General features: G+C 62.9%; 25 protein-coding genes and 1 pseudogene. 14 read left to right on the top strand and 12 right to left on the bottom strand.

The features are described 5' to 3' along the window. The first annotated feature begins 23 nt into the window (after window positions 1-23). The 3 genes from Q0C17_RS05675 to glpX all read left to right on the top strand — a co-directional run bounded on the left by Q0C17_RS05675 (window position 24) and on the right by glpX (window position 2,701). A complete protein-coding gene (locus Q0C17_RS05675; protein WP_291202658.1) occupies window positions 24-296 on the top strand; it encodes a hypothetical protein in 273 nt (90 codons plus the stop codon). Window positions 297-410: 114 nt separating this feature from the next. Further along, entirely contained in the window at window positions 411-1,694 is a 1,284-nt protein-coding gene (locus Q0C17_RS05670) for a homoserine dehydrogenase (protein WP_291202655.1), read from the top strand. A gap of 53 nt (window positions 1,695-1,747) precedes the next feature. Beyond that, window positions 1,748-2,701: a class II fructose-bisphosphatase gene (gene glpX, locus Q0C17_RS05665; protein ID WP_291202652.1), complete on the top strand. Its 954-nt coding sequence runs from the start codon at window positions 1,748-1,750 to the stop codon at window positions 2,699-2,701. A 40-nt stretch (window positions 2,702-2,741) separates the two neighbouring features. Here the strand turns inward: glpX and Q0C17_RS05660 are convergent, their stop codons facing one another. From Q0C17_RS05660 to Q0C17_RS05640, 5 genes are all read right to left on the bottom strand, one after another. Further along, on the bottom strand, window positions 2,742-3,179 hold the full coding sequence (locus Q0C17_RS05660) for a group III truncated hemoglobin (RefSeq protein WP_291202648.1): 438 nt from the start codon (window positions 3,177-3,179) through the stop codon (window positions 2,742-2,744). Window positions 3,180-3,237: 58 nt separating this feature from the next. Then, window positions 3,238-3,759 (bottom strand): N-acetyltransferase, encoded by a 522-nt coding sequence (locus Q0C17_RS05655; protein WP_291202645.1) that lies wholly within the window; start codon window positions 3,757-3,759, stop codon window positions 3,238-3,240. Continuing rightward, window positions 3,752-4,333: an ATP-binding protein gene (locus tag Q0C17_RS05650; RefSeq protein WP_291202642.1), complete on the bottom strand. Its 582-nt coding sequence runs from the start codon at window positions 4,331-4,333 to the stop codon at window positions 3,752-3,754. The genes Q0C17_RS05655 and Q0C17_RS05650 overlap by 8 nt, the downstream gene beginning before the upstream one ends. After that, on the bottom strand, window positions 4,330-5,001 hold the full coding sequence (gene pnuC / locus Q0C17_RS05645) for a nicotinamide riboside transporter PnuC (RefSeq protein WP_291202639.1): 672 nt from the start codon (window positions 4,999-5,001) through the stop codon (window positions 4,330-4,332). Before pnuC ends, Q0C17_RS05650 begins: the two co-directional genes overlap by 4 nt. A 61-nt stretch (window positions 5,002-5,062) precedes the next feature. Beyond that, window positions 5,063-6,280, bottom strand: coding sequence for an NADP-dependent isocitrate dehydrogenase (locus Q0C17_RS05640; RefSeq protein ID WP_291202636.1), 1,218 nt, complete (start codon window positions 6,278-6,280; stop codon window positions 5,063-5,065). Between the two features lie 77 nt (window positions 6,281-6,357). On the opposite strand from Q0C17_RS05640, the gene Q0C17_RS05635 reads away from it, so the two are divergent. After that, the gene (locus Q0C17_RS05635) at window positions 6,358-7,110 is read left to right on the top strand and encodes an RNA methyltransferase (protein WP_291202633.1); all 753 of its coding nucleotides are present in this window, start codon (window positions 6,358-6,360) and stop codon (window positions 7,108-7,110) included. A gap of 190 nt (window positions 7,111-7,300) precedes the next feature. After that, window positions 7,301-7,639 carry a hypothetical protein gene (locus tag Q0C17_RS05630; protein ID WP_291202630.1) on the top strand — a complete coding sequence of 113 codons (339 nt, stop codon included), beginning with the start codon at window positions 7,301-7,303 and terminating at the stop codon, window positions 7,637-7,639. A gap of 3 nt (window positions 7,640-7,642) precedes the next feature. Here Q0C17_RS05630 and Q0C17_RS05625 read toward each other — a convergent pair whose 3' ends face one another. Next, entirely contained in the window at window positions 7,643-8,407 is a 765-nt protein-coding gene (locus Q0C17_RS05625) for a crotonase/enoyl-CoA hydratase family protein (RefSeq protein ID WP_291202627.1), read from the bottom strand. A gap of 107 nt (window positions 8,408-8,514) precedes the next feature. Between Q0C17_RS05625 and Q0C17_RS05620 the strand changes: the two genes are divergently transcribed. The 8 genes and pseudogenes from Q0C17_RS05620 to Q0C17_RS05585 all read left to right on the top strand — a co-directional run. Next, window positions 8,515-9,708: an acyl-CoA dehydrogenase family protein gene (locus Q0C17_RS05620; RefSeq protein WP_291202624.1), complete on the top strand. Its 1,194-nt coding sequence runs from the start codon at window positions 8,515-8,517 to the stop codon at window positions 9,706-9,708. Between the two features lie 5 nt (window positions 9,709-9,713). Continuing rightward, complete coding sequence (locus Q0C17_RS05615; protein ID WP_291202621.1) at window positions 9,714-10,757, top strand: acyl-CoA dehydrogenase; 1,044 nt, start codon at window positions 9,714-9,716, stop codon at window positions 10,755-10,757. A gap of 98 nt (window positions 10,758-10,855) precedes the next feature. Then, window positions 10,856-11,410, top strand: coding sequence for a hypothetical protein (locus Q0C17_RS05610; RefSeq protein WP_291202619.1), 555 nt, complete (start codon window positions 10,856-10,858; stop codon window positions 11,408-11,410). After that, the gene (locus Q0C17_RS05605) at window positions 11,407-12,027 is read left to right on the top strand and encodes an N-acetyltransferase (protein WP_291202616.1); all 621 of its coding nucleotides are present in this window, start codon (window positions 11,407-11,409) and stop codon (window positions 12,025-12,027) included. Before Q0C17_RS05610 ends, Q0C17_RS05605 begins: the two co-directional genes overlap by 4 nt. Window positions 12,028-12,147: 120 nt before the next feature. Beyond that, window positions 12,148-12,783: a bifunctional 4-hydroxy-2-oxoglutarate aldolase/2-dehydro-3-deoxy-phosphogluconate aldolase gene (gene eda / locus Q0C17_RS05600; RefSeq protein ID WP_291202614.1), complete on the top strand. Its 636-nt coding sequence runs from the start codon at window positions 12,148-12,150 to the stop codon at window positions 12,781-12,783. A 76-nt stretch (window positions 12,784-12,859) separates the two neighbouring features. Beyond that, a complete protein-coding gene (rfbF, locus tag Q0C17_RS05595; RefSeq protein ID WP_291202612.1) occupies window positions 12,860-13,636 on the top strand; it encodes a glucose-1-phosphate cytidylyltransferase in 777 nt (258 codons plus the stop codon). Window positions 13,637-13,640: 4 nt separating this feature from the next. Further along, window positions 13,641-14,171, top strand: a complete 531-nt coding sequence (rfbC, locus tag Q0C17_RS05590; protein ID WP_291202610.1) for a dTDP-4-dehydrorhamnose 3,5-epimerase — start codon at window positions 13,641-13,643, stop codon at window positions 14,169-14,171. 318 nt (window positions 14,172-14,489) lie between these two features. Continuing rightward, a pseudogene (locus Q0C17_RS05585) lies at window positions 14,490-14,621 on the top strand (IS5/IS1182 family transposase); the annotation flags it as partial. Window positions 14,622-14,637: 16 nt separating this feature from the next. Here Q0C17_RS05585 and Q0C17_RS05580 read toward each other — a convergent pair. The 6 genes from Q0C17_RS05580 to Q0C17_RS05555 form a co-directional block, all read right to left on the bottom strand. After that, the gene (locus Q0C17_RS05580; RefSeq protein WP_291202607.1) at window positions 14,638-15,759 is read right to left on the bottom strand and encodes an NAD(P)/FAD-dependent oxidoreductase; all 1,122 of its coding nucleotides are present in this window, start codon (window positions 15,757-15,759) and stop codon (window positions 14,638-14,640) included. 25 nt (window positions 15,760-15,784) lie between these two features. After that, window positions 15,785-17,122: an SAF domain-containing protein gene (locus tag Q0C17_RS05575; protein ID WP_291202604.1), complete on the bottom strand. Its 1,338-nt coding sequence runs from the start codon at window positions 17,120-17,122 to the stop codon at window positions 15,785-15,787. Window positions 17,123-17,127: 5 nt separating this feature from the next. Further along, the gene (locus tag Q0C17_RS05570; RefSeq protein WP_291202601.1) at window positions 17,128-18,180 is read right to left on the bottom strand and encodes an NAD(P)-dependent oxidoreductase; all 1,053 of its coding nucleotides are present in this window, start codon (window positions 18,178-18,180) and stop codon (window positions 17,128-17,130) included. 351 nt (window positions 18,181-18,531) lie between these two features. Beyond that, the gene (locus Q0C17_RS05565) at window positions 18,532-19,614 is read right to left on the bottom strand and encodes a hypothetical protein (RefSeq protein ID WP_291202598.1); all 1,083 of its coding nucleotides are present in this window, start codon (window positions 19,612-19,614) and stop codon (window positions 18,532-18,534) included. Between the two features lie 753 nt (window positions 19,615-20,367). Continuing rightward, window positions 20,368-21,873 (bottom strand): lipopolysaccharide biosynthesis protein, encoded by a 1,506-nt coding sequence (locus Q0C17_RS05560; protein WP_291202595.1) that lies wholly within the window; start codon window positions 21,871-21,873, stop codon window positions 20,368-20,370. A 60-nt stretch (window positions 21,874-21,933) separates the two neighbouring features. Further along, a complete protein-coding gene (locus tag Q0C17_RS05555; protein WP_291202592.1) occupies window positions 21,934-23,106 on the bottom strand; it encodes an L-lactate dehydrogenase in 1,173 nt (390 codons plus the stop codon). 274 nt (window positions 23,107-23,380) lie between these two features. Here Q0C17_RS05555 and Q0C17_RS05550 point away from each other — a divergent pair, with 274 nt between their 5' ends. Further along, a complete protein-coding gene (locus Q0C17_RS05550) occupies window positions 23,381-24,667 on the top strand; it encodes an outer membrane beta-barrel protein (protein WP_291202589.1) in 1,287 nt (428 codons plus the stop codon). Window positions 24,668-24,702 lie beyond the last annotated feature (35 nt).

Raw genomic sequence — 24,702 nt, 5'->3', positions numbered from 1 at the left:
TTGAACCTTAACGGAGCGGCGCGATGTCGGAGGATAGTTTCGGTAACACCCCCTGCTATATCTGCAAGGCGCCCTTGGCCCCGCTGGTTTCGATCTGCTGGACCTGTGGATACTCGCAGCTGCCAAATCCGGAAGCGGAAGCGCCGGGTAGGGGCGCGGGGCCGGATGGACCAGCCCCGGCAGGCCATTCGGGTCCCGCCACGCCTAAACCTGCGCGCGACAAGCTGCGCGCTGATCTCCAGGCACGCATGGACCAGGCCAAGGCCGACTTGAAATCGCGCCTGAACAAGAAGTAAACCCGCTCTGACTTCCGGCAGGATGAGCGCGGCGCGGCGATGCCGCCCCTTCCCCCAAGCGTCCAAAACCGCTAGGCACCCGCCGAAACCTAGAAATAGCAAATGAGGCGCCCGATGGGGCCGTTACGGATTGGAATTGCAGGCCTTGGCCATGTCGGCACAGGTCTGATCGAGCTGGTGCAGCGTCAGGACCGCCTGCGGTTGCCGGGCCGTGTCGAGATTACAGGCGTAAGCGCCCGGTCGCAGAGCCGCAACCGGCCGGTGAATACCGACGCCTATGCCTGGTTTGATGACGCTGCGACCCTCGCCGAAGACCCCAATGTCGATGTATTCGTCGAGCTGATCGGCGGCTCGGATGGCCCGGCCAAGTTCGCCGTGGAATCGGCCCTGAAGGCCGGCAAGCATGTGGTGACCGCCAACAAGGCACTGATCGCCAAGCATGGCATCGCGCTCGCAGCGCTGGCCGCCGAGAAACATGTGGACCTTTTGTTTGAGGCCGCGGTGGCCGGCGGCATCCCGGTCGTCCGTGTGCTGCGCGACAGCCTCGTCGGCACCGAGGTGAAGCGCGTTTCCGGCATCCTCAATGGCACGTGCAATTTCATCACGAGCACCATGCTGGACACCGGCCGATCGTATGACGAGGTGCTCGCCGAAGCGCAGAAGCGCGGCTATGCCGAGGCGGATCCAACGCTGGACGTCTCGGGCATGGATGCGGCCCACAAGGCGGCGATCCTTTCGGCCATTGCCTTCTCGGCAGACCTTGACTTCTCGAAGGTCGAAGTGCGCGGTATTGAAGAAATCGGCCTTCTGGACCTGCGACTTGCTGACCGCCTGGGCTTCCGCATAAAGCTGATCGCCGAAGGCGTGCTGACGAAATCCGGTGTGGTCTGCCGTGTCGAGCCGATGGCACTGCCGCATGCGCATGCGCTCGCCCGCGTGGACGGTTCGCTGAACTCGGTGCGCATTGAAGGCGACCCGCTGGGCGCCGTCGTGCTGACCGGCCCCGGCGCCGGCTCCGGGCCGACTGCCAGCGCCGTGATGGGCGATGTGGCGAAGTTGTTCCGCCCGGCCATCCGCAACGCGTTCGGCCGCGCCGAGCACCACGTGGCCCAGCCGTTCGTGACCGGCGACTCCACCGAGATCGCACCGTTTTTCCTCCGTGTACGTCTGGCCGACAAGCCGGGCACGCTCGCTGCGCTCACTGAAGCGCTGGCTGAGGAAGGCGTCTCGGTCGACAAGCTGTTGCAGGATTCTGCCGACGAGAGCGGGGCTAGCCCCGTGGCCGTGGTAACCCACCGCTGCCCGCGCGCGCAGATGCAGGCGGCGGTTAACCGTATCGCGAAACTCTCCGTCTCTGTTGAAGATCCGCGCCTGATCCGGATCGAAGCGGCAAGCTAATTGCTTCCCGTATACGTTAACTGTCCCGAATTCCCCTCCGTGGAGAAAAAGATATGAAAAACAACGTACTGACGCCGAGCCTCGCTGACTCGATGGTCCGCGTCACCGAGCTGGCGGCGATCGCAGCTTCGAAGGAAGTAGGCAGGGGCGACGAAAAGAAGGCTGATGCCGCTGCCGTGGACGCGATGCGTTCGGCGTTCAACGAGGTGGATTTCAAGGGCCGCGTGGTGATCGGCGAAGGCGAGCGCGACGAAGCCCCGATGCTCTATATCGGCGAGGAAGTCGGCACCGGGAAGGGCCCGGAAATCGACATCGCGCTCGACCCGCTGGAAGGTACAACGCTGACCGCGAAGGCAATGGCGAACGCCTGCGCCGTGCTCGCCATCGCCCCACGCGGCGGGCTGCTCTATGCGCCCGATACCTACATGGACAAGATTGCCATCGGCCCCGGCTATCCGGATGGCCTGGTGAGCCTCGACGCGAGCCCCGCAGAAAACATCAAGGCGCTGGCCAAGGCCGCGAAACGCAAGGTCGAGGAGATGACTGTCTGCGTGCTCGACCGCCCGCGCCACCAGGATATCATCGACTCGCTGCGCTCGGCCGGCGCGCGCATTTCGTTGATCACCGACGGCGACGTGGCCGGGGTGATCGCCACCACCGATCCGGCCACCGGCATCGACATGTATGTCGGCCAGGGCGGCGCGCCGGAAGGCGTGCTGGCGGCTGCCGCGTTGAAGTGTGTAGGCGGACAGATGTTCGGCCGCCTCGTGTTCCGCAATGATGACGAGAAGAAGCGCGCCGCGCGTACCGGCATCACTGATTTCGGCAAGACCTATTCGCTGCACGAACTCGCCTCGGGCGACACGGTGTTCTGTGCCACGGGCGTGACCAATGGCACGATGTTCGACGGCGTCGCCTACAAGAACGGCCGCGTCCACACGCATACGCTGGTCATGACGTCCACGGACGGCATGGTCCGCTACGTCCGCAGCTCGCGGAAGGTTTGAGCTGAACTGAACCCCACTTCTCTGCGGGAGAGGGGCGCAGTCATTTGGGAATCCCGGGATACCCGAACATCGCCAGCTGCAGGCTCTGCGCGATACGGCCCGCGCGCTCCATGAAATAGTCGATGGCACCCGGTGTCGGCGCGGTGTCGCGCAAGGTCTGCTCGAAGATGGCGAGCCAGAGATTGAAATGCCATTGCTGGATATGCCGGTGCTTTGCATGCGCCGGCACGGGCTTGCCGGAATAGCGCCCGGCATTCAGCGCCACCGAGGCCCAGAAATCCTTCATCGTGATGAGGTGCGGCGTCCAGTCGCTGATCGCACTGTCGAACACCGGGCCGAGCAACGGGTGCGCGCGCAAGCGCGAGTAGAAGGTCTCGACCAGAAGCGAGATGTACGCCTCGTCGATGCCGAGCGCGGCGGCATGAGCGCGGATTTCGTCGCGACGCTCATCGGCGCTGCGGACTCGGAACTCGGTCATGTTGCTGAAATGGCCGCGGGTGAAAGCCGGCGGAATCGGTAGTTTTCGCAAGGCCGCATCAGAGCGGTTTGCCCAGCACGATATCGTCAAACAGCTTGCTGCCGACCTGGAACTGGCGGGTGCCGATCAGAGTGAAGCCGTGGCGTTTATAGAAGGCGATGGCGCGGTGGTTGTCCTGGTAGGTGCCCAGCAGCAGGCGCGGGGCGCGGCGCGCGCAGGCGTCTGCGACGGCGGCGAGCATGAGGCTCTGGCCGATGCCGGCGCCGTGGAAGCGGGAGAAGCAGTAAATGCGTTTCAGCTCCACATCGCCGGTCTGGATGGCCACGGGCAGGTCCGGGGGGCAGTTGACGGCGTAGCCGACCGGCGCGCCGGTGGCGGCGTACTCGGCGAGCCAAACGGAGCAGGCCGGGTCGGTCAGGTATTTTCCGTATACGTCGGCAGAATGCTGGCGCGCGCAATGGGCAACCATGTCCGGCCCGTCGATAATCTCAGTGTAGCTCTCGAGAAACGTCGCAGCGCCGATTTGGCTGAGCGCGCCGGCATCGTCCGGGCGTGCGCGCCGGATGCGGAAGTCAGTCATGGCAGGCAGCGGCGGTATGGGCCAGGAGCTCGTCAATGGTGGCAATCGCCTGCGGCAGTCGGGCCTCCCAGGCGCCGGTGATCAGCACATACGGCGTGCCGCTCGCGCGGATGAGTTCGACGAAGCGGGCGTGCATCCAGTCGCGGATCTTTTCACCGTCGCGCACGCCGTCCTGCACGAAGGGAACGTCCGGGGACGGAATGAGGTAAAGGTCCACGGTGTCGCGCGCGCCGATGGCGTCGACCACCGGATGGCGGGTGCCGGCATAGCGTTCAAACCAGGTGGCGGTCGCAAAGGCGTTTGTATCGCAGATCAGCACGCGGTTGGCGCGCGCCGCGGCCTCGTTCTCGCGGCGCTGTTGTTCCTCGGCAATGTGGATGAACTCGTCATCCGTCCAGGCCGGTGTCTCGCCGGGCGGGGTGTTCTGGTCCGCGATCTTGCTTTCCCAATGCTCGCGTCCGTATTCGGCCACCCACACCGTGCCATAATGCGCCGCCAGTGCCTCGCACAGTGTCGTCTTGCCGGTGGACTCGGCGCCAATCAGCACAACACGCAGGACACGAGACCGGCTCATGCCTTCACCGCCTTGCGCCAGGCGAGGAGGCCGATGACCGCCATGCAGAGGAATACGCCATAGAGCAGCGCCGTAAGGTTAAGGCCGCGGGAGATATAGAGGGGAACATAGATCACGTCGGCGAGTATCCAAAGGTGCCAGCATTCGAGCTTCTTGTGGCTTTGCAGCCATTGTGCCGAGAGGCTGATCGAGGTCGTCAGCGCGTCCCAGAACTTCGCCGCCCCGCCCAGCTTGCCCAGCAGCCACCATAGGAAGGCGGTCGAGGCCGCGATGAACACGGCGATCAAGGCCAGCTCGCGCTTCGACGTGGTGCGAACTTTGAGCGCTGCACGGTCCTCGCCGCCGAATAACCAGAGGTACCAGCCGATCAGGTTCAGCGCGAAGTACACGACCTGCAGACCTGAGTCCGCATACAGACGGTACTCATAGAAGATCCAGGCATAGGCCGCGACGTTGAGCAGGCCGAGCGGGAAGTTCCAGATGCTCTGGCGCACCACGAGCCAGACGCAGACTATGCCTGTAACGAAGGCGCCCGCTTCCAGCGCGCCTGCCGCGCCGGTGGACCAGGCAGCGTACGCAATGCCGATGGTGGCAAGCAACAGGAGGGCGGGAACGCCCAGTTCAACAAGGCGGTTGCCGGATGTGCGGGAAGGGGCGGTCTGCGTCATCCGGTGGCCAGGTTGAGGGTGCGCCGGGGCCGGGCCGTGCAGCCAGCCCCGGCGATAATCCTCAGTTTTTCGACATCGCGGCTTCGAAGTTCTGCGCGACTTTCTCGATGAAGCCCTCGGTCGTCAGGTAGCCCTGGTCCGGGCCGACGAGCAGCGCGAGGTCCTTGGTCATGTGGCCGGCTTCCACCGTCTTGACGATGGTCTCTTCCAGCGTGCGCGCAAACTTGCGCACGTCCGGCGTGCCGTCCATGCGGCCGCGGTGATCGAGGCTCTGCGTCCAGGCATAGATCGAGGCGATGGAGTTGGTCGAGGTCGCCTCGCCCTTCTGCCAGTTGCGGTAGTGGCGCGTTACGGTGCCGTGCGCGGCTTCGGCTTCCACGGTGCTGCCATCCGGCGAGAGCAGCACGGAGGTCATCAGGCCCAGCGAGCCATAGCCCTGCGCCACGGTGTCGGATTGCACGTCGCCGTCATAGTTCTTGCACGCCCAGACATAGCCGCCGGACCATTTCATGCACGCGGCCACCATGTCGTCGATCAGGCGGTGCTCGTAGGTGCCCTTGAAAGCGGCGAACTTGTCCTTGAACTCGGTGTCGAAGATTTCCTGGAAGATGTCCTTGAAGCGGCCATCATAGGCTTTCAGGATCGTGTTCTTGGTGGAGAGGTAAACCGGCCACTGGCGCTGCACGCCGTAGGTGAAGGTCGCGCGGGCGAAGTCGCGGATCGACTCGTCCATGTTGTACATGCCCATCGCGATGCCCGCCGAGGGGAAGTCGAACACTTCCTTCTCGATGACTTTGCCGTCCTTGCCTTCGAATTTCATCGTCAGCTTGCCGGCGCCCGGCACCACGAAATCGGTCGCCTTGTACTGGTCGCCGAAGGCATGGCGGCCGATCACGACCGGCTTGGTCCAGCCGGGCACGAGGCGCGGGATGTTGGAGATCACGATCGGCTCGCGGAACACCACGCCGCCGAGGATATTGCGGATCGTGCCGTTGGGGCTCTTCCACATCTTCTTGAGGCCGAATTCCTCGACGCGCTGCTCGTCCGGGGTGATCGTTGCGCACTTCACGGCGACGCCGTATTTCTTGGTCGCCTCGGCAGAATCGATGGTCACCTGGTCATCGGTCGCGTCGCGGTTCTGGATCGAAAGATCGTAATATTTCAGGTCGATATCGAGGTAGGGGTGGATCAGCTTGTCCTTGATAACCTGCCAGATGATCCGGGTCATTTCGTCCCCGTCCATCTCCACAACCGGGTTTTTGACCTTGATCTTCGACATGTTTTGGAATCCTTGCGCTGTAACGGTCCGGTTCGCGCTATAGCAGACCGGGCCCGCCCGTCAAAACCGGATATCCCATGGCAGACCGCCGCAGCCCCGCCATCCTCCTCCACTCGCCCCAGCTGGGCGAGAACATCGGCGCCACCGCGCGCGTCATGCTGAATTTCGGCCTGACGGACCTGCGCCTGATCGCCCCGCGTGACGGCTGGCCGAACCCCGCCGCCGATACCATGAGCGCCGGCGCGCTGGAGCAGGGCGTCGAGGCCCGTGTCTTCGACACACTCGAGGCCGCGCTGGCAGGGCTCTCCTTTGCCGTTGCGACGACCGCTCGCCCCCGCGGCATCGAGAAACCGGTGATGGACACGCTCCAGGCGGTGGAGGCGCTCGCAGCCCATCCCGGCCGGTGCGGCGTGCTTTTCGGCGGCGAGAAGTCCGGCCTGCCGAACGAGGCGGTCGCCCTCTGCGACGCGATCCTCACCTATCCCGTAAACCCCGGTTTTGCCTCGCTGAACCTCGCCCAGGCGGTCGGCATCTTCTGCCATCAGTGGGGCGCGGGCGCCGGCCTCGGCGGCCGCTTTGCCGGCAAGAACGAAGGCGTCGGCGCCCCGGCCTCCCGCGAGGATGTCATCGGCATGTTCGAACACTTCGAAGCCGAACTTGATCGCGCGGGCTATTTCTATCCGCCGGAAAAAACCCCCGTGATCACCAACAACCTGCGCAATGCCCTCATCCGCGCGCAATGGACCGAACAGGAAGTGCGCACCTTCCGCGGCGCCATCAAGGCCCTCACGCTGGGCCGCGGCAAGGCGCGCGTGAAACGCGAAGAATAGGCCTTCGTTTCAAGAAAGAATGTGCGGAACCAACCCTTTCGCGCGGGATTGGTACAAACGGGGCTTGGCTATCAATAGGTCGCTTGCACCAGCCCCTTCGCTGCGCTGATGGGGGGCACGCCTTGCCGGACGGCTTGGCAAGCTGGGTGGCGTAAATGATTCGGCCATCGCTCCCGTCGTCCAGTTTGCCATGGTTGTCGTCTTTGCGCCCCAGCGTGTCCCGCCGGTGACCATGCGGTCGGTCGCGGTGATTTTCGGCGCCGGCGCCAGTTTCAGCTCACCCGCCGGCTACCAGACCATCACGCCGGTCGACGCCGCCGGCAATGACCGCTTCTGGGGCTTCCTGAAGGTCGGTGTACCGATGAACATCATCATCGGCCGCGCCAGTGCTTCGCGATCGCACCTTGCCATGGCGTATAGGTTGAGGCGCAAGGCGCACGACATGATCGAAAGTGAGGTGTGCCGGCCCCAAATGATAACCGCCGTCCCGGTTTCCCGGAACGGCGGTCTAGGTCGTCAGATCTCGTAAGGCTTACTTGCCTTTCCAGACCGGCGCGCGTTTCTCGATGAAGGCTTTCGGGCCCTCCTTATAGTCCTCGGTATTGATGAGGCTCGCGAAGGCGACGCCGGAATCCTTCCAGAGGTCGTCGTCCGACTTGACCGTTGCATTGAGAGCGACGGCGCGGCTGGCCTTCACGGCGAGCGGAGCGTTGGCGGTGATGCGGCCGGCGAGTTTCATCGCCTCGTCCATAACCTGCGCTTCCGGCACGACCTTGTTGACCATGCCGAGTTCATAGGCGCGCTGCGAGGAGAGCGGATCGCCCGTGAGGATGGCCTCGAGAGCCACCGCCTTGCCGATCTGGCGCGGCAGGCGGAACAGGCCGCCGGCGCCGGCGACCAGTGAGCGCTTCACTTCGGGCAGGCCAAAATTCGTATCGTCAGCGGCAATGATCATGTCGCAGGAGAGGGCGATCTCTGTACCGCCGGCCAGCGCCGAGCCGGTGATTGCGGCGATCAGCGGCTTGGTGCGCTCGCGCTTCGCGATGCCGGCAAAGCCGCCCTTCTTGGTAGAGAGAGCGCCGCCATTGCCGGCGGAAATTTCCTTCAGGTCCGCGCCGGCGCAGAAGGCCTTGCCGACGGCAGTGAGGATGCCGACCCAGACTTCGGGGTCGTTTTCCATCTGGTCGATGGCCGCTTCCATCGTGGCCGCCATTTCGCCGTTGATGGCGTTGCGCGCCTCCGGACGGTTCATGGTGATGATGGCGACATTGCCTTTCTTGACGTATTCGACGGGCATGGCTCGGGTCTCCCTTGAGTTTATGGTGCAAAGCTAAGAGCCTTTCCGCTACGTCGCGCAAGCGTCCCTCTTGCCGGACGTTGCGGCAAGGACGACAGGTTAGGGGCATGAAACTCGATCTCGCTCCCGAATACGAAGCCTTTCGCGCTGAAGTCTCCGACACGCTCGCGAAAAACCGTCCCCTTGCGCCAACGGCCGACGACAAGGGTTACAAAAACCCGAAGCGTATCGCCTGGCAGAAGTTCCTGATCGATCACGGCCTTACGGCCCGTACGATCCCGAAAGAATACGGCGGCTACGGGGCCGAGCCGGACATCCTGAAAGCGCGCATCATCGCCGAGGAATTTGCGCGCAGCCGCATGCCGGGACCGATGGCGGGGCAGGGCATCTCGATGCTGGTGCCGACACTGCTGGAGCTGGGCACCGAGGAACAGAAACAGGCCTATATCCGCCCGACCATTCAGGGTGAGATGATCTGGTGTCAGGGCTATTCGGAGCCGGGCGCGGGATCCGACCTCGCGGCGCTGCGCACCTCTGCGGTGGAGGACGGCGACCACTACCTGATCAACGGTTCCAAGATCTGGACCTCGACGGCTAAGCAGGCCGACATGATCTTCTGCCTCGTACGCACCGACCCTGCGGCAAAGAAGCATGAGGGCATCACGTACATTACATTTCCGATGTCGACGCCGGGTATCGAAGTACGCCCGCTGGTCGACATGACCGGCACGGCGAACTTCAACGAAGTCTTCTTTACGAATGTCCGTGTACCCAAGAGCGGCGTGATCTTTGCGCCGAACAAGGGCTGGCAGGTGGCCAACGCCACGCTGACGCACGAGCGCGGCATGCTGGGTGATCCGAACGCGACCAAGGCCCGCTTCCTCGAACTCGTCACGCTGATGAAGTCGGAGACGGTCAACGGCCAGCGCTTGATCGACAATCCGGTTCTACGCGACCGGCTGATCAAGCTGCAGGCGGAGGTCTATGCGATGCAGGCGAACGGCCTGCGGATCACAACGAGCCGCCTGAAGGGCGAGCCGGCAGGCCTTGCAGGCCTGATCGTGAAGCTCAATGGCTGCGACCTCAACCATGAAATCGCGCGTCTTGCGATCGACGCGCTCGGTGAGTTCGGTATCCTTTATGAGGAGGGCGACCACCTGCGCGCCGATGGCAGCTGGCAATGGCGCTACATGTACGATCTCGGCCTGATTATCGGGGGCGGTACCGCCCAGATCCAGAAGAACATCATCGCGGAGCGCGGGCTCGACATGCCGCGCGAGCCGAAACTGGCAAAGGCATAAGCGCCATGGAATTTGCACTCTCCGAAGACCAGCGCCTGTTGCAGGACAGCCTGAAGGGCGTCCTCGCGGGCGCCGCCTCGCTGGACCAGGTCCGAAAGATTGCCGTGGGCGACGGCGCCGCGATCAGCGCGCTGGATGCCGCGCTCGCCGAGTTCGGCCTTGCTTCGCTCCTCGTGCCGGAAGATGCCGGTGGGCTAGGGCTTGGCCTGCTCGACGCCTGCCTCGTTCAGGAAGCGCTTGGCTATCACATCGCGCCGTCGCGCTTCCTCGCGAACGCGCTGGCGGCGACGGCGCTGACGGATTTCCCGGACCTGCTGACGCTGATTGCAGCGGGCGAATCCAAGTTCGGTCTCGCGCTGACGGAACTCGTCTCGCGCCGCGATGGCGCAGGCCTGACGGCCGAGAAAGGCAAGCTCTCCGGCAAGTCGTTGCTGGCAATCAGCGTGGATGGAGCCACGCACCTTCTGGTGGCCGAGACCGGCGGACAGCTTCATGTCGTCGAGGCGGGGCCGGACACCGTTCCGATGCAGACGATCGATCGCTCACGGACCTTCCACGAAGTGAAGCTCGCGGGCGCAAAGTCGCTGGCCGCCCTGAAGGCGGATGAGCGTTTCCTCGCGGTTGCGCGGCTGCTGGTGGCGGCGGACACGCTCGGCGCGGCGCAGGCGATGATCGACAAAGCGGTAGCCTATGCCGCCGAGCGCCAGCAGTTCGGCCGGGTGATCGGCTCGTTCCAGGCGGTCAAACACATGTGCGCCGAAATGGCCGCCAAGCTCGAGCCCGGCCGCGCACTGATCTGGCACGCCGCCCATGCGCTCGACATCGGCGACGCCGAAGGCCCCGTGATGGCAAACCTCGCAAAATCCTACCTCGCCGAGGCCGGCACCTTCATCGCCCGCACCTCCACTGAGGTACATGGCGGGATGGGCTTCACCGATCTCGTCGGGCTCCACTACTGGTACAAGCGCATCGGCGTGAACCGCCAGCTATTCGGCTCGCCTGAAGAGGCGCGCGAATCGGCGGCCGAGCTGCAGGGCCTGCTGGCCTGAAGCACAACCTCTCCGCGAATTTAGTCTTGCGACGTATTTAAACGTGTGAGAGAGTTTCCGCGAAATGCACGCTGTGCGTGTTGTCGCGGAGGCCGTTCATGGGTGAAGTTCGGATCGACTATGCGGGACTGGCCCGGCGGGCTGGGGAGTTTGAATTCCGGCGCGCCAACTATGCGGAGCTGGAAGCCGGCCTCGCGCTGGCCGAGCAGTTGACCGGGCAGGCGATGGCGACGCCCGCCTCCATTCTCTGGATCGAAAGCCAGACCGGTATGGCCGGCTGGGTGACGGGCGATCCGGTGGACGGCGTGTTCATCACCGTGGCGCTCAGCGCGGCCGGCGTTGCGGCAGTGCGCGATGGAACGTTCGTGCCCGCCTGGCCCGCGCTGGACCATATCTGCTCCACCGGAGAGGCGTGTAGCGGGGTCTATATCGGCGTCTATGCAGGCGCGACGAAGGAAGCGCGCAAATGCGTGATGATGGCGGCGGGGATCACGCGGCTGGAATTCTTCGCGCCGGTGCCCTGCTTTGCCCGCGGCGCGACGGAAGATGGCAAGCGCTCAATGGCCTCGCTCGGCTTTCATGCCATCGAAGGCGGCTTGCCGGACCTCTGGGGGCAGGATCCCCTCCTGGTCCCGCAGGAGCAGGCTGCATGAAACCGCGCCCGGATTTTGGTGAACTGTCTCTTTCGCGGCCCTTGGAACCCGCCATGCTGGCGCGTTTTTCGGCAGGGCCCGTGCGCACGCTGGACGAGTATCAGCAGTCGATGGCGCTGCGCGCAGCGGTCTATATGGCTGAGCAGGATTGTCCGTATGAGGAGGAGTATGACGGGAACGATTTTTCCTGCACACACTTCCTGGTCCGGGAGGGCACGAGGCCTGCGGGTACCTGCCGGGTGCGCTGGTTTGCGGACTTCGCCAAGATCGAGCGCTCGACCATCCTTCCGGCTTACCGGGGCACACCGGCGCTTCGTGTACTGATGGCGGAAGCCTGCGAGGTGATTTCGCGCAAGGGCTACCGAGTGGCGCTGGCGCAGATCCAGTCGCGGCTTTGGCCGGTCTGGAGCCGGGTATTCCGGTGCCGGATCGTGACGGGGCGAGCGCGGTTCGCATTCTCGGATTTTGACTATTGCGAGATGGAAATCCCGATCGCTCCGCATCCCCAGGCGCTGACCATCCGGGCGGATCCGTTTCAGATCATTCGTCCGGAAGGCGCCTGGGATGAACCGGGCGTTCTGGACCGGTCGGCGAGCCGGCTGGGCGACGCGGCCTGACCCCAGGGGCACGGCCCCCCTTTGCTTGGCGCTTGTTTTTCGGCCCAAGCCGCGCCACTAACACCGCAGTCGCCCGGTCTTGGTGCGGCCTAGCGTTCCCCCGGATTTCAGGACCTGCCCATGTCCGTCAACCTGCTCAAACTCGATGCGGCCGCCCGCAAGGCGCCGGTCGTTCCCGTGATCGTCGTGGACTCGGCGCGCCAGGCCGGGCCGCTGGCCCGTACGCTGGTGAAGGCGGGGATAACCATTGCAGAAGTGACCCTGCGCACGCCCGCCGGCCTGGAGGCGATTGCGGCGATGCGGGCCGAAGCGCCTGAACTGCTGGTCGGCGCGGGAACGGTTCTGACCGGGCAAGATGCCGACGCAGCCTTGAGCGCAGGGGCAGAGTTCCTCGTCTCGCCGGGCATGTCGCCGGGGCTGAGGGATGCGCTGCGCGGCCGCGAGCATGTGATGATCCCGGGTATCGCCACTGCCAGCGAAGCCATGGCGCGGCATGAAGAGGGCTTTGCGCGGCTGAAGCTGTTTCCCGCAGCAATCGCCGGTGGAGCGCCGGCGCTGAAGGCGTTGGCCGGGCCCTTGCCGCACCTGAGATTCATGCCCACAGGCGGCATCAGCGAGGGCGAGGTGAAGACTTATCTCAGCCTGCCCAACGTGTTCGCCATTGGCGGTTCGTGGATCGCCAGCCAGTCGGATATTGCGGCCGGGCATTGGAGCCGGATAGATGAAATCGCGCGCAGATTGCTGGCGCTCGCTTAGTGAATATATCAATCCGTAAGCGCGGCGCCGGATATCCCGATCCGACACCTGCCGCTACCACGTGGAGGGACAGGACATGAAAGCAGTCATTTTTGCAGGTGGTTTCGGTACGCGTCTGAGCGAGGAGACGGCTCTGCGGCCGAAGCCAATGGTCGAGATCGCCGACCGCCCGATCCTCCACCACATCATGGAAATGTATGCAGCGCACGGGATCAACGAGTTCGTAGTGCTTGGCGGCTACAAGGTGGGCTTCATCAAGGACTATTTCCTCAATTATCACTGGCGCAAAAGCGACTTCACCATTGACCTGTCGACTGGCGAGATCCTCTGGTCCGACAAGAAGGCGCTGCCCTGGAAAGTCACCGTACTGGATACCGGCGTCGACACGATGACCGGCGGCCGCCTGAAGCGGGCTCGCAAGGTGATCGGCAGCGAGACCTTCTGCCTGACCTATGGCGATGGGGTGTCTGATGTGGACATCACGGCCCTGATTGCCTTCCACAAGACATCCGGCGTGAAAGCGACCGTGACGGCCGTGTCGCCGCCTGGCCGCTTTGGTGTCATGGGTCTGTCGGCCGACAACCCGATCGTGCAGTCTTTCCGGGAGAAGGACTCAGCAGACGTGGGCCTGATCAACGGAGGCTTCTTCGTCTGTGAGCCGGACGTGATCGATCTCGTGGACGGCGACGCAACCGTTTGGGAGCAGGAGCCCATGAACCGGCTCGTCGACGCAGGCCAGCTTGCTGCATACCGTCATACCGGCTTCTGGCAGGCGATGGACACCGTCCGTGACCGACAGGTTCTTGAAGGCCTCTACGCAAAGGGCGCGCCCTGGCTGAAAAACGGGAGATGACATCATGAAATTCCACAAGACCACACTCAAGGACGCGATGCTGATCGACCTCGAACGCCGGGGCGATGATCGCGGATTCTTTGCGCGCACGTTCTGCGTTGACGAGTTTTCGGCCAATGGCCTGCCAACGGAGTTTGTCCAGCAGAATACCTCCTATTCCGCCAACAAGGGTACGCTGCGCGGCATGCATTTCCAGCGCGCGCCCTACGCCGAGGACAAGCTGGTCCGCTGCCTGCGCGGCGCGATTGTGGACATCATTCTCGATCTCCGCCCGGATTCGCCGACCTTTAAAAAATGGGAAGCGTTCGAACTGAACGACGAAAACAAGCGCCAGCTGCTGGTGCCTAAAGGCTTTGCCCACGGCTTCCAGTCTCTCAGCGACCATGTCGAAGTCACTTATCTGGTTTCCTCGCGCTACAACGGCGCGGCGGAAGGTGGGGTGCGGTGGAACGATCCAGCCTTCTCGATCAACTGGCCGCTCGCGCCGACGGACATGTCGGACAAGGACCGGAACTGGCCTGACTTCAAAGGTTGAGGTTTTCGGAAACCAGATTGGAAAAGCCCGCCTTTTGCGGCGGGCTTTTTTGTTGGCCTTTCTGCTTTCAGCAAAGCCCAGAAGGGGGCGGTGAGCGCCAGGTCCAATCGAGGGTCAGAATGCAGATGTGGCGTGATGTGTGGTTCCTCAGGCTCCAAATTCGCGGATCTGGAGCCTGAGGAAGCTGAAACGCTGTGAACTTACGCCTGACAAGTGGGAAGCGTACCTCGCACTTGTGGCCAGCATGAGTGCCGAAGCTGGTCATCCCGTGCAACGCCACATGCAGGCCCCCCTGTTCCTCACGACTTAGAAGACTGCAAGCTTCGCAACCTCATCGAACGCTGCTTCAGTCAGCTCAAGCATTTCCGCAGGATCGCCACTCGATACGACCACCGAGTCCGAAATTTCCTCAGCTTTGTCGTTCTTGCAGCCGCAATGCTTTGGAAGCGCCCAATGTCGGTTCTGCCTAATCCTTCAGCGCCGCTGCGACGGCTTCGGCGATGGAGAGTGAGCTCGTCAAGCCGGGCGACTCGATGCCGAACAGGTGGACGAGGCCGCCATGGCCATGATGGGCGGGGCCATCAATGCGGAAGTCGGCTGCAGCTTGGCCCGGGAAGGACAGCTTCGGGCGGCATCCGGAATAGTCGGCAGCGATAGCGCCGTCCGGAAGGCCGGGCCAGTATTCGCGCACAGCGGCATAAAAGCTGTCGGCGCGGCGGATATCCACGCGGTAATCGACCGCATCAGGATCATCTGTGTTAAGCCATTCGACATCCGGCCCGAAACGCATCCGGCCGCCGAGATCCAGCGTGACATGCACGCCGAGGCCGCCTTCGACCGGCGCAGGATAGATGAGGCGCTGGAATACCGGTTTCGTCTGGCAGCTGAAATAGCTTCCCTTGGCGAGCGTGAAGGGCGGCAGCAAGGCGGCGTCATAACCGGTCATGGCCCGTGCAACGCGGTGGGCATAGAGACCGGCGCTGTTGACGACGCGGCGGGCACACAATGTCATCGGTTCGGCGCCGCCCGCTTCGATCCGTATACGGCCATCAGCGAGGATCTCGGTCGAGGTGACGGGAGTATTGAAGGCGATCGCTCCGCCATGATCCTCAAGCTCGCCCTGCAACGAGAGCATGTAGCCATGGCTGTCGAAGACGCCCGTTTCGGCGGAAAGCACGGCGGCCTTGCAGGTGAGGTGAGGCTCCATCTTCATGGCTTCAGCGCCGGTCAGGAAGGAGAGGCCCTCCACATCATTGCGCCGGCCCCTGTCATAGAGGCCTTCCATCGTGGGGATCTGAGCATCGGCCGCGGCAACGATCAGTTTGCCAGTCTTGCGGTAGGCGACGCCATGCGCGTCCATCCAGGTGTAAAGCTTGCGCCGGCCGGCCACGCAGTGGAGGCGGCGGAGGCTGTCTGTGGGATAGTATAGGCCTGCGTGGATGACTTCGCTGTTGCGAGAAGACGTCAGTGTGCCGATGGCGCCCGCCGCTTCGAGGATCAGGACATCCTGTCCGTTGCGGGCGAGTGTCGCTCCGCAGGCGAGGCCGACGGCGCCCGCCCCGATGACGATGGTGTCGACGGCGATCATGGCGGGCTTGCCTCGGGTCCGGGGTTCAGACGCCGGCGTCTGCGTGTACGAGTCCGAAATGGCGTTCCATCTCGGCGTAATAGGCGTCGATCTTGCGGCCCGGCGGTATGACCACGTCATCGAAGGTGAGGGCGGTGTCCTTGGCTGTGTCGCGTTTGACCCGGCAGCCTTCGGCGAGACCCATCGGCAGCAGGCGCTCCTTGTGGACGACCGGTGCATTTTCGGCGACGCCGTAAGTGTCGAAGCCGCCAATGCCGTCCAGCGTCTGGCCGGCCTTGAGGTCTCGCTTGGCAAGGGCGACGACACCGACTTTCGGCGCGCCCGCAGGCGTCAGCGCGGCGTCGTTGAAGAGCACGGCGCGCGCCACGGTCAGTGGCACTTCGAAATGGCAGAGGTGGTAGGGCGTGTAGAAGAGGTAGTAGGGGCCGGCGCCAAGCTTGTAGAGATTCAGGTAGTGTGCCTGGCGCGGGTCATCGTGAGTGCCCAGAACAAATACGCCGGGGCCGGGACGTGCGCCGACAACGAAGTCGACGATGCCGGGGCCGGTGGGATCGATATGCGGAGCCAGCATCTCGACAAATTCCTCGAGCGGGCGAAGCGGGAGGGTGGGGTTCTTATTGGTCGGGTCCGGGCCGATCATGCCGCGTTTCGCAACACCCATACCGGTGCCATTGGCGACGATGGCCTGTTCGAAGGCGATCTTGGTGCCGTCCGCGAACGAAGTCACCATGTTGACGTTCTGACCCCATTTTTCCGCGAAGCCGCGCTGCGTGTCCGGTGTACGATATTCGTCCTGAAGACCCTTTATGTTCCCGCAGAGGACGGGCTTCACGCCGATCGACTGGACGAAGCGGAACAGGTTCATCTGCACGCCGGGCTGGTCGCCGTCGACATTCGTGATGACGACACCGGCCCTGTCGGCCTTGACGCGGAGCAATGGGCCGACGGTGCCATCCAGTTCGGCATTCATCAGTATGATGTGCTTGGCTGTTTCGAGTGCGCCTTCGACGGCGTCGAGGGCGAAATCCATTGATCCAGTGGCTTCGATGATGGCGTCAAGGCCTTCGGCGCGGGCGAGGGCGCCCGGATTGGTGGTCACGACCGGCTTGCCGGCCCTGATCGCCGCCGAGAGCTCTGCGGCCGTATCCGCCAGCACGGCGGTTTCACCCGGGCGGCTGGCTTCAAACGCATCAACACCGCGCTGTGGCTGGCGAGCGGCTATGGCGCAGAGCACCATTCCGGGCACGGACTTTGCGATCTGCAGCGCAATGCCCGACGCCATGAATCCTGCGCCGATCATGCCGACCCGGATGGGGCGGCCTTCGGCTTCACGCTTCTTCAGTGCGGTATCGACTATGATCATGGGGTTCAGACCGTTGCGATCTCGGGTGTCTTCCAGAATAGTTTGTCGTCAAGCAGCTTCGCCTTGCGCAGCTTGTCCAGCATCTTCAAGCGCGTGTAAGGCGCCGAACGGAAGTCTTCTTCCGTCATGTCGATGCTCTCGAACACCTTGCGCATCTGCTTGGCGCCGAGCTGGGCCGTCCACTGGCATTTGAAATCCGGAAGGACCTTCTGGATCTTGTCGAAGTTCACGCGGTAGGAGCGGTTGTCTGCGCCTTGGGTTCCGACTTCCAGTTCGCAGCCAGGAAACTCGTTCGCCACGATCTGCGCGATCTCTATCACGCGGTAGTTCTGGTCGGATGAGCCAACGTTGTACTTCTGGCCGCGGATTGCATCTGCCGGAGCAGTCAGCGAAAGGTAGACTGCCTGACACATGTCGAGCGCGTGGACGAGCGGGCGCCAGGGCGATCCGTCGGAGAGCAGCTTGATCTTTTTCGTGGTCCAGGCGAGGCCGGAGAGGTCGTTCAGAACGATATCGAAGCGCTGGCGCGGCGAGGCGCCGTAAGCGGTTGCGTTGCGCAGGAAGCACGGCTCGAAATCATCTCCGGCCATCTTGGTCAGGTCGTTCTCGACCTTCACCTTGCACTCGGCATAGGCTGTCTGCGGGTTGACGTCCGACGTCTCATCGAGAATCTGGTCCGGCTTTCCGACTCCGTACACGGAGCAGGAGGACATGTATACGAAGCGCTTGATGCCTGCCTTGCGCGCCAGGTTGGCCAGGTGAACGGAGCCGCCGTGGTTGATTTCGTGGGTCAGGCCTGGGTCCTGCTGTCCGAGCGGATCGTTTGAAAGCTCTGCGAGGTGAGCGACCGCATCGAAGCCCTTGAGGTCTTCGGCGGTGATCGCGCGGATGTCCTTCGACAGGATCAACGGGCGCGGAACATTCGTCGGGTAGAGCCAGCCCGAGCGATAGAAGCCGGTATCCAGACCGACCGCGTCAATACCGCGTTCAAGCAGGTATGGCCCGAGAAGCGTACCAATGTAGCCGTCTGCGCCTGTAAAAAGAACTTTCATGGCCATTAATTGTGCACTCCCTCGTCACGCGAACCGACGCAAGCCATATGCCAAGCAATTGTCAGGATGGCCTCTCAAAAAGCTTGTGGCTCCTCTGGTGTCAAGCCGAGATTCGTTTGGAGAATACTGCCTGCGGCGGCGTGCATCCGAAGCTAAATCGCAACAGCTCAAACGGTCGCAAAATCCGGATCGGTCTTGCGATTTCGGCTCCGGCGAAATGATTTGCCATTACCAGCAAGGAGGCAATCCGGCTGCGTCCCGACGCCATCGGTACCGGCAGGGCTCGGCTGGCAGAGACTTCGCAACCTATGACCGGGATTTCGACTATTCGGACGCTTCGGAGGACGAAGCCGGCGTTTACTCCCTGATCGACCATTCACCGGTAAGGGTCTTGCCGGTCTTGAGCTTGTAAAGGATCCGGCTGATCAAGAACTGTGCGCGCGCCGTCAGTTGTTGTGCATTCTGCTGTATCAGTAGGGTCTTGAACCGGTCGGCCTTGCCGAATGTGCGCTTCCCGAAATTCTGTTCCAGGCTAGCACGGAAAGCCCCGGCCCGGCCTTCGGCGATGAAGGACTCGAGCCGAGCGGCGATCGCGGCCTGCTCACTTTGCCACCACGCGAGGCATTCGGCCTGCAGCGCATCCATGCTGGCCGGCTGCTTTAGCTGGCGCTCAACGAACCGGCGTGCCGAGGACCAGTCTTCGAAGGCCGGCAGGGGATGGTTGCCCAGCACGTCCGCGTACGGATCGGCCAGACGCCGCTTCGGAAGCAGCGGGATAGCGCCAAAGTGCAGGGCCTCGTAGGGGCGGCAGGTCTCGATGCAGACATTGCCGGCCGGGCTGGGCGCGAACTTGGTGCTTGCCATTTTTGACAGATATTCGGGCCGGCTGATGCCGCGTTCACCATAGAATGAGCGAGGCAGCGAGAGGTAGCCGCCCGGCAGCGTCCGGAACCGGTCCGCCATGACGCGCCGGTCTGCCTTCCAGTCGCCAGCGAAGAACCAGTCCAGCGGGCGCTCGCTGACCGGCGTGGTCACAGGCGGGCCCAGATTGTTGGTAACGCCCAGCGCCAGCGGAAAGACGCCGCGAACGTTCAGCCATGACGACGACATCATGCGGACGACATGATCAAAGGCGGCATAGTTGGCGAAGTTTCCGCGGTAGTACTCGTCCCCAATATGTAGAAGGCCGCATCCGCCGGCCGACTTTACAGCGCGCAGGAAGTCCTCGGGCAGGTCCATCCTGTGGACACTGTTGTAAACATAAAGGGCGCCAGGCGCGACGGGCACCGGATGGCTCAGCGGCTCGAGCGTGTAGCCCAATGGGCCAAGCAGATGCAGCAGCCAGTCACGCTCCGACGGCACACTTTCTGTGAGACTGTAGAGTTTGAAGGGAGGAGCCTTTCGTTCTGCGCTGTTTGGATAAATGGGGGTCTGTGACATTCTGATCTTTTGCTATTCTCAAACTCGGACGCCGACCGACGATAACGCAAGTTCAGACTGGCTGCCAGCCGCCCACCCTGGCTGGGACGCCGGATCTCCAATCTGCAACGGCAGATTCATCCGAGGCATGCTTCTAAAGATGTACCGCGCGCCCCGCTCGACGTGAGCGGGAAGGTTAAGGGAGAGAGTGTGACGCCGAGCGGACCGAGACGTCGCATAAGCCAGCCGAACCCGCCTGGTATGGGTTCCTGCGGGCGATAAAGTTTCAAGCCTCTCACAGGACCGAGTGCTTTCTTCTCTGCTTTGTATAGAATGGTGTCATCCGGAAACTCAGGCGGTTCAAACGCCGGGTCAAGAAGCGGCTGGCCTGCTACGAAGCTGGTCGGTTGCTCGATCGTGGGCAATAGGTGGCGCGAAAGCATGCGTTTCGTGCGGTATGCTATCGGGTTCGCAATCAGCTTTCCCGCAGACCCCTGTTTGCTCTGGCGGTTTCGACAACAACTGCGTGTTACTGCCCGCGAGCAAGGCAGCCCTGACCGGGTTCATCAATCCGGCCCTCGTTCCCCACGGCGATCTCGAACCGGCTGGAGGTGCATGCTGCCCGATGGCGAACCTGCCCAAGGCCTGTCTGACCCAAGCCGGCACTTTCAAAGCCCGCATTTCGTCTGAAGTGGTGGCGAGATTGGCTTCTGGCGGTGGCTTGAGCGGCGCGCGTTCCTACGGAACCCGCATTCGGTGCGCCCCCGCCGCCGATCAGCTCGCGACCTGGCGCGCAAGGATGCTGCGGCAAATGTCGATGACGTCGGTGATCGCCTTGCGGTCGAACAGGGCAAGGCCGCCCAGATAGATCACGACGCCTACTGGCACGCCCACGAACAGGATGTAGAGCTTCGGCCAGCTGCCCGGCAGGACAAGCGTTAGCCCGTAGACGGCGAGGCTCATGCCGATGGAAAGGAGCGCCTGAACTTGCAGCGCGCCCCAGGCTTCGATGAGCCGGGCGCCGATCAGGTTCAGCAGAGCCCGGAAGTTAAACGGGGCGCAGACCAGGGTCGCCGCGAGATAGCCGAGGGATGCGCCCTCCAGACCCCACTGGACGCCGATCAGCAGGCACACGGTCAATACGGCGGCCGAGATCAGCGACCATCGCCACATGATGTCGACCCGGTTGAGGGCGACGAAGACGGAGCCCTGCATGAAGAGGAGGCTTTGTACGGCGCCGTAAACAGCGAGGGCGGCCATCGGGAAGGCGGCGGGCGCAAAGCTCTCGCCGAACACGACATAGGTCAGGGGCACCGATAGCGCGGCGACGCCCGCCATGACGGGGAAGGTGAACAGCGAGATCATGCGATAGGTCTTGAACAGAGCCGCCTTTAGCCGCCCAGGCTCATCCTTGATCTGGCCGATGGTCGGCAGCATTACCGCAAAGAGGCCGTTAGCGAAAATCTCGACGGGCATCATCATGATGCGCCAGGCGATGGAGTAGTATCCGAGAGCTGTGGCACCCAGCACGCGGCCAATGATGATGATATCGACATTCCGAGAAATAAACTGCAACACGCGCGTGCCAGTCATGCCCAAGCCGATGTTCATGATCGACTTGAGTTCGCGGTAGGAAAACTCGAATTTCAGGGGCGCGTTTGAAGAGATGCACAAGGCGGCCGCCTTGAGCACGTACATGACCAGCTGCTGGATCACCAGTGACCAGACGCCGAAGCCTTTAATGGCGCAGGTCAGGGCGACGATGATGCCGATGGTGACCGTAGTGAATTCGACAATTGCCAGTATACGGAAGTTCATGGTCCGCAGGAACCAAGCGCCGGGCACGATCATGGTGCCGCTGGCAAGTATCGTGATAGCTAGCAATTGAATGATCAGTTCGGCGCGTGGCTCGTTGTAAAAGTCGGCAATGAAGGGCGCCACGAAGACCAGTGCAAGCGACAGAACGGTTGCCGTTGCCATGCCAGTCCAGAAGGCCGTGGACCAGAGCTTGCTGGTCGGGTTTTCGGCGACGACGAGCGCCGGCTGCATGCCGAAGTCATTGAACACAAGCATGAAGAAGATGAACGGCATCGCGATCTGGATCAGGCCGAAGTCTTCCGGCGACAGAAGCCGGGTCAGGACGGGCAGGATCAGGATGGTGGAGGCGATGCGGGCGGTTGTCGCGGCCATCGTCCAGATTGCGCCTTTGGCCACGCGCTGCGCCAACGATCCGGGGACCGGGGCGGCGTCAACCGGCGCGGAAGGCTGTAGATCCGACATGATGGTCCGTTGCTGGCTGGGAGGGCGGGGGTGGTCCGCCTGGCCTTATAGAGGTCCTGCTCATGCAATTGGCAGTCCAAACAACACGTCCCGCGAAATCTCTTCGACGGCGACCTTGCCGGTCAGCGCCATGGACACGGAGAATTCACCATGCAGGGCCTTCAGCTGGTTCAGTAATCCGGCTTCGCCGGCGCCCGCCAGGGCGTAGACCCAGGGGCGGCCGATCATCGCAGCGTCGGCGCCCAGCGCCATGGCTTTCAGGATGTCCTGGCCGGATCGCACGCCGCCGTCGAGCAGGAGCTTGGTCTGGCCAGCCACCTTGTCCGCAATCCGCGGCAGCATCGAGATGGACGAAGCGACGCCGTCGAGTTGTCGGCCGCCGTGGTTGGAGACAATCAAGCCATCTGCGCCCGACCTGACCGCCTCGGCGGCGTCCTCCGGGCTCAGGATACCCTTGATCAGCAGAGGTCCGGACCATTGGGAGCGGATCCATTCCAGGTCGGCCCAGGTGATGGAGGGGTCGATAGAAGCATTGGCCCAAGCGGAAAAGTCTGCCGGTGTCGAGGCATTGGCGACGTAAGGCGCTATGTTTCCAAGAATATGGGGCTTGCCGCCAAGGCCCACGTCCAGCGCCCAGGCGGGGTGGAGGGCGTAGGAGATCAGCCCCCGGCGCAGCTTTGCCCAGCCGCCGCCGCCGCCGCTCATCGTGTTGCGGACATCGCGGTACCGGGTGCCGACGACGGGCAGGTCGACCGTGAGGGCAAGGACGGAAACGCCGGCTTCTTTCGCGCGGCGGATCAGGTCGGCGCAGGCGCCCCGGTCGCGGATCATGTAGAGCTGGAACCAAAGCGGCCCCGAGCCTGCGGCTGCAGTTTCCTCTACAGAACACACGGACAATGTCGACAGGCAGTAGGGGATCCCGAAGGCGCCGGCGACCCGGCGCGCGACGGCTTCGCCCCGACGGGCCATCATTCCGGAAAGGCCGACCGGTGACAGCGCGAGGGGCAATGTTAACTCTGACCCAAAAAGGGTCGTTTTGGTTGACCGGGCCGAAACATCGCGAAGTATTCGCTGGTGCAGTTCCAGACCCTCGAAATCGCGTACGTTGCGGGCGAGCGTCACCTCGGCATAGGCGCCGCCATCAAGATAATCGAACAGGAACCGGGGCAGGCGGGCCTCTGCGAGCCGGCGGTAGTCCGCGACAGACGCGGGGGCGAGATTTAGTGTCGGCACGGTAAATGTGTCCCCATTCGGCCCGTTAAGCTTGACTCACCATAAGCACAAAGCGGTTCCACTTGTTACCAGCCTGGTCCGGTAAAGTAACAGACTCCCGGATTTGTTAACGTATATTCCGGGGTCCGATATTCTGTTTCGAACCTTTTCCGGTTAAAGGGTGTTAGCGCCAAAATCCTGATTAATCGGGCTTATTGGGCTGGTACTGAACTTGCACGGGTCGTGAAGAGACCCAGGCCATGTCGGCCGCGCAGAGAAACTGGGGAATGGTAAGATGTCCAAACTTAAACGCATGAGCCTAATGAGTGTCGCTGCCTGCGCACTGATCGCGCCGGTCGCCTTCGGGCAGGTCGACAATTTCTACAGCCGCGACAAATATGAAGCCGTGATGGACCGGGTGCAACCCGAGTATGATCCGGAGCCGATCCGGCTTGGCTCGTTCCTTGTCCGCTCGCAGGCGGACCTTGGCGTCACCGCTACGGACAACGTGTTTGCCAGCTCCACGAATACTCAGTCGGACGTGATTGCGCGCGCCGGCGCCCGCGTTGCCGCAGATACCAACTGGAGCGTCCATAGCCTTGGCGGCGAAGTAACCGCCCACCGCAACGAATTCCTCGACCTCAGCGATGAATCGACGAACGACCTAACGGCCCGCCTTGGCGGGCGCCTGGATGTCACCCGCGCCCTCTCGCTCGGCGCCAATGTCTTCGCCGTCGACTCTGCCGAGCCGCGCACCGAGTTTGCCAACGACTTCGGCGCCGACCGACCGATCAACTTCACTCGCACCGGCGCATCAGTTGAAGCCAACTATCGCAACGACCGCATCCGCTTCGAGAACAGCCTGAGCCTGACCGAGGAGAACTTCGAGGATGGCCGCACGATCGTCGGCGGTTTTAATATTGACCAGGACTTCCGCGACCGCTCGATCACCCAAGGTCGCTCGCGCCTTTCCTATGCCATGACGCCGGACCTCGCTGTTTTCGCGCAGGGTACCTACACCGACAGCAGCTATGACAATCTTCAGCTGGTGGGCGGTTCACTGCGTTCGCGCGATTCCCAGGGCTATACCGTGTCCGGAGGTGTCGACTTCGAGCTGAGCGCACTGGTTCGCGGCGACATTGCGGTGGGTTACCTTGACGAGAAGAAGGACGACGCGTTCTTCGCTGACGTCAGCGGTCTTTCGGTTGACGGTCGCCTGCAATGGTTCCCGACGCGCCTGACAACAGTCAGCTTTACCGGCGCACGCCGAGTGGTCGATACAGGCGCGTTCGATTCACCGAGCGCAGTGGAGACCGTACTCGGGGCGCGCGTTGACCATGAACTCCGCCGCAATATCATCCTGTCGGCCTATGGCACCACATTCGACTACGAGTATCAGGAAACCGACCGCGAGGACCAGACCTTGGAGCTCGGCGCAATCGCAACGTACAAGATGAACAAACGCGTCCATTGGGAAGCCTTCGTTCGCAACCGCGACCGCGATGTATCGGGCCTCTCCGTGTTCGGTGACCCGTCCTACGGCGTCACTTCGGCCGGCATCGGTCTGAGGCTCTTCCCGTAATTCTTCCTGCAATCGGAGGCCGGCAAGCACGTCGG

It is taken from the genome of Hyphomonas sp. (assembly GCF_022844445.1).
Lineage (GTDB): Bacteria > Pseudomonadota > Alphaproteobacteria > Caulobacterales > Hyphomonadaceae > Hyphomonas.
Note: the sequence above shows the minus strand (reverse complement) of the source record. Positions and strands in the feature narration are given on the sequence as shown.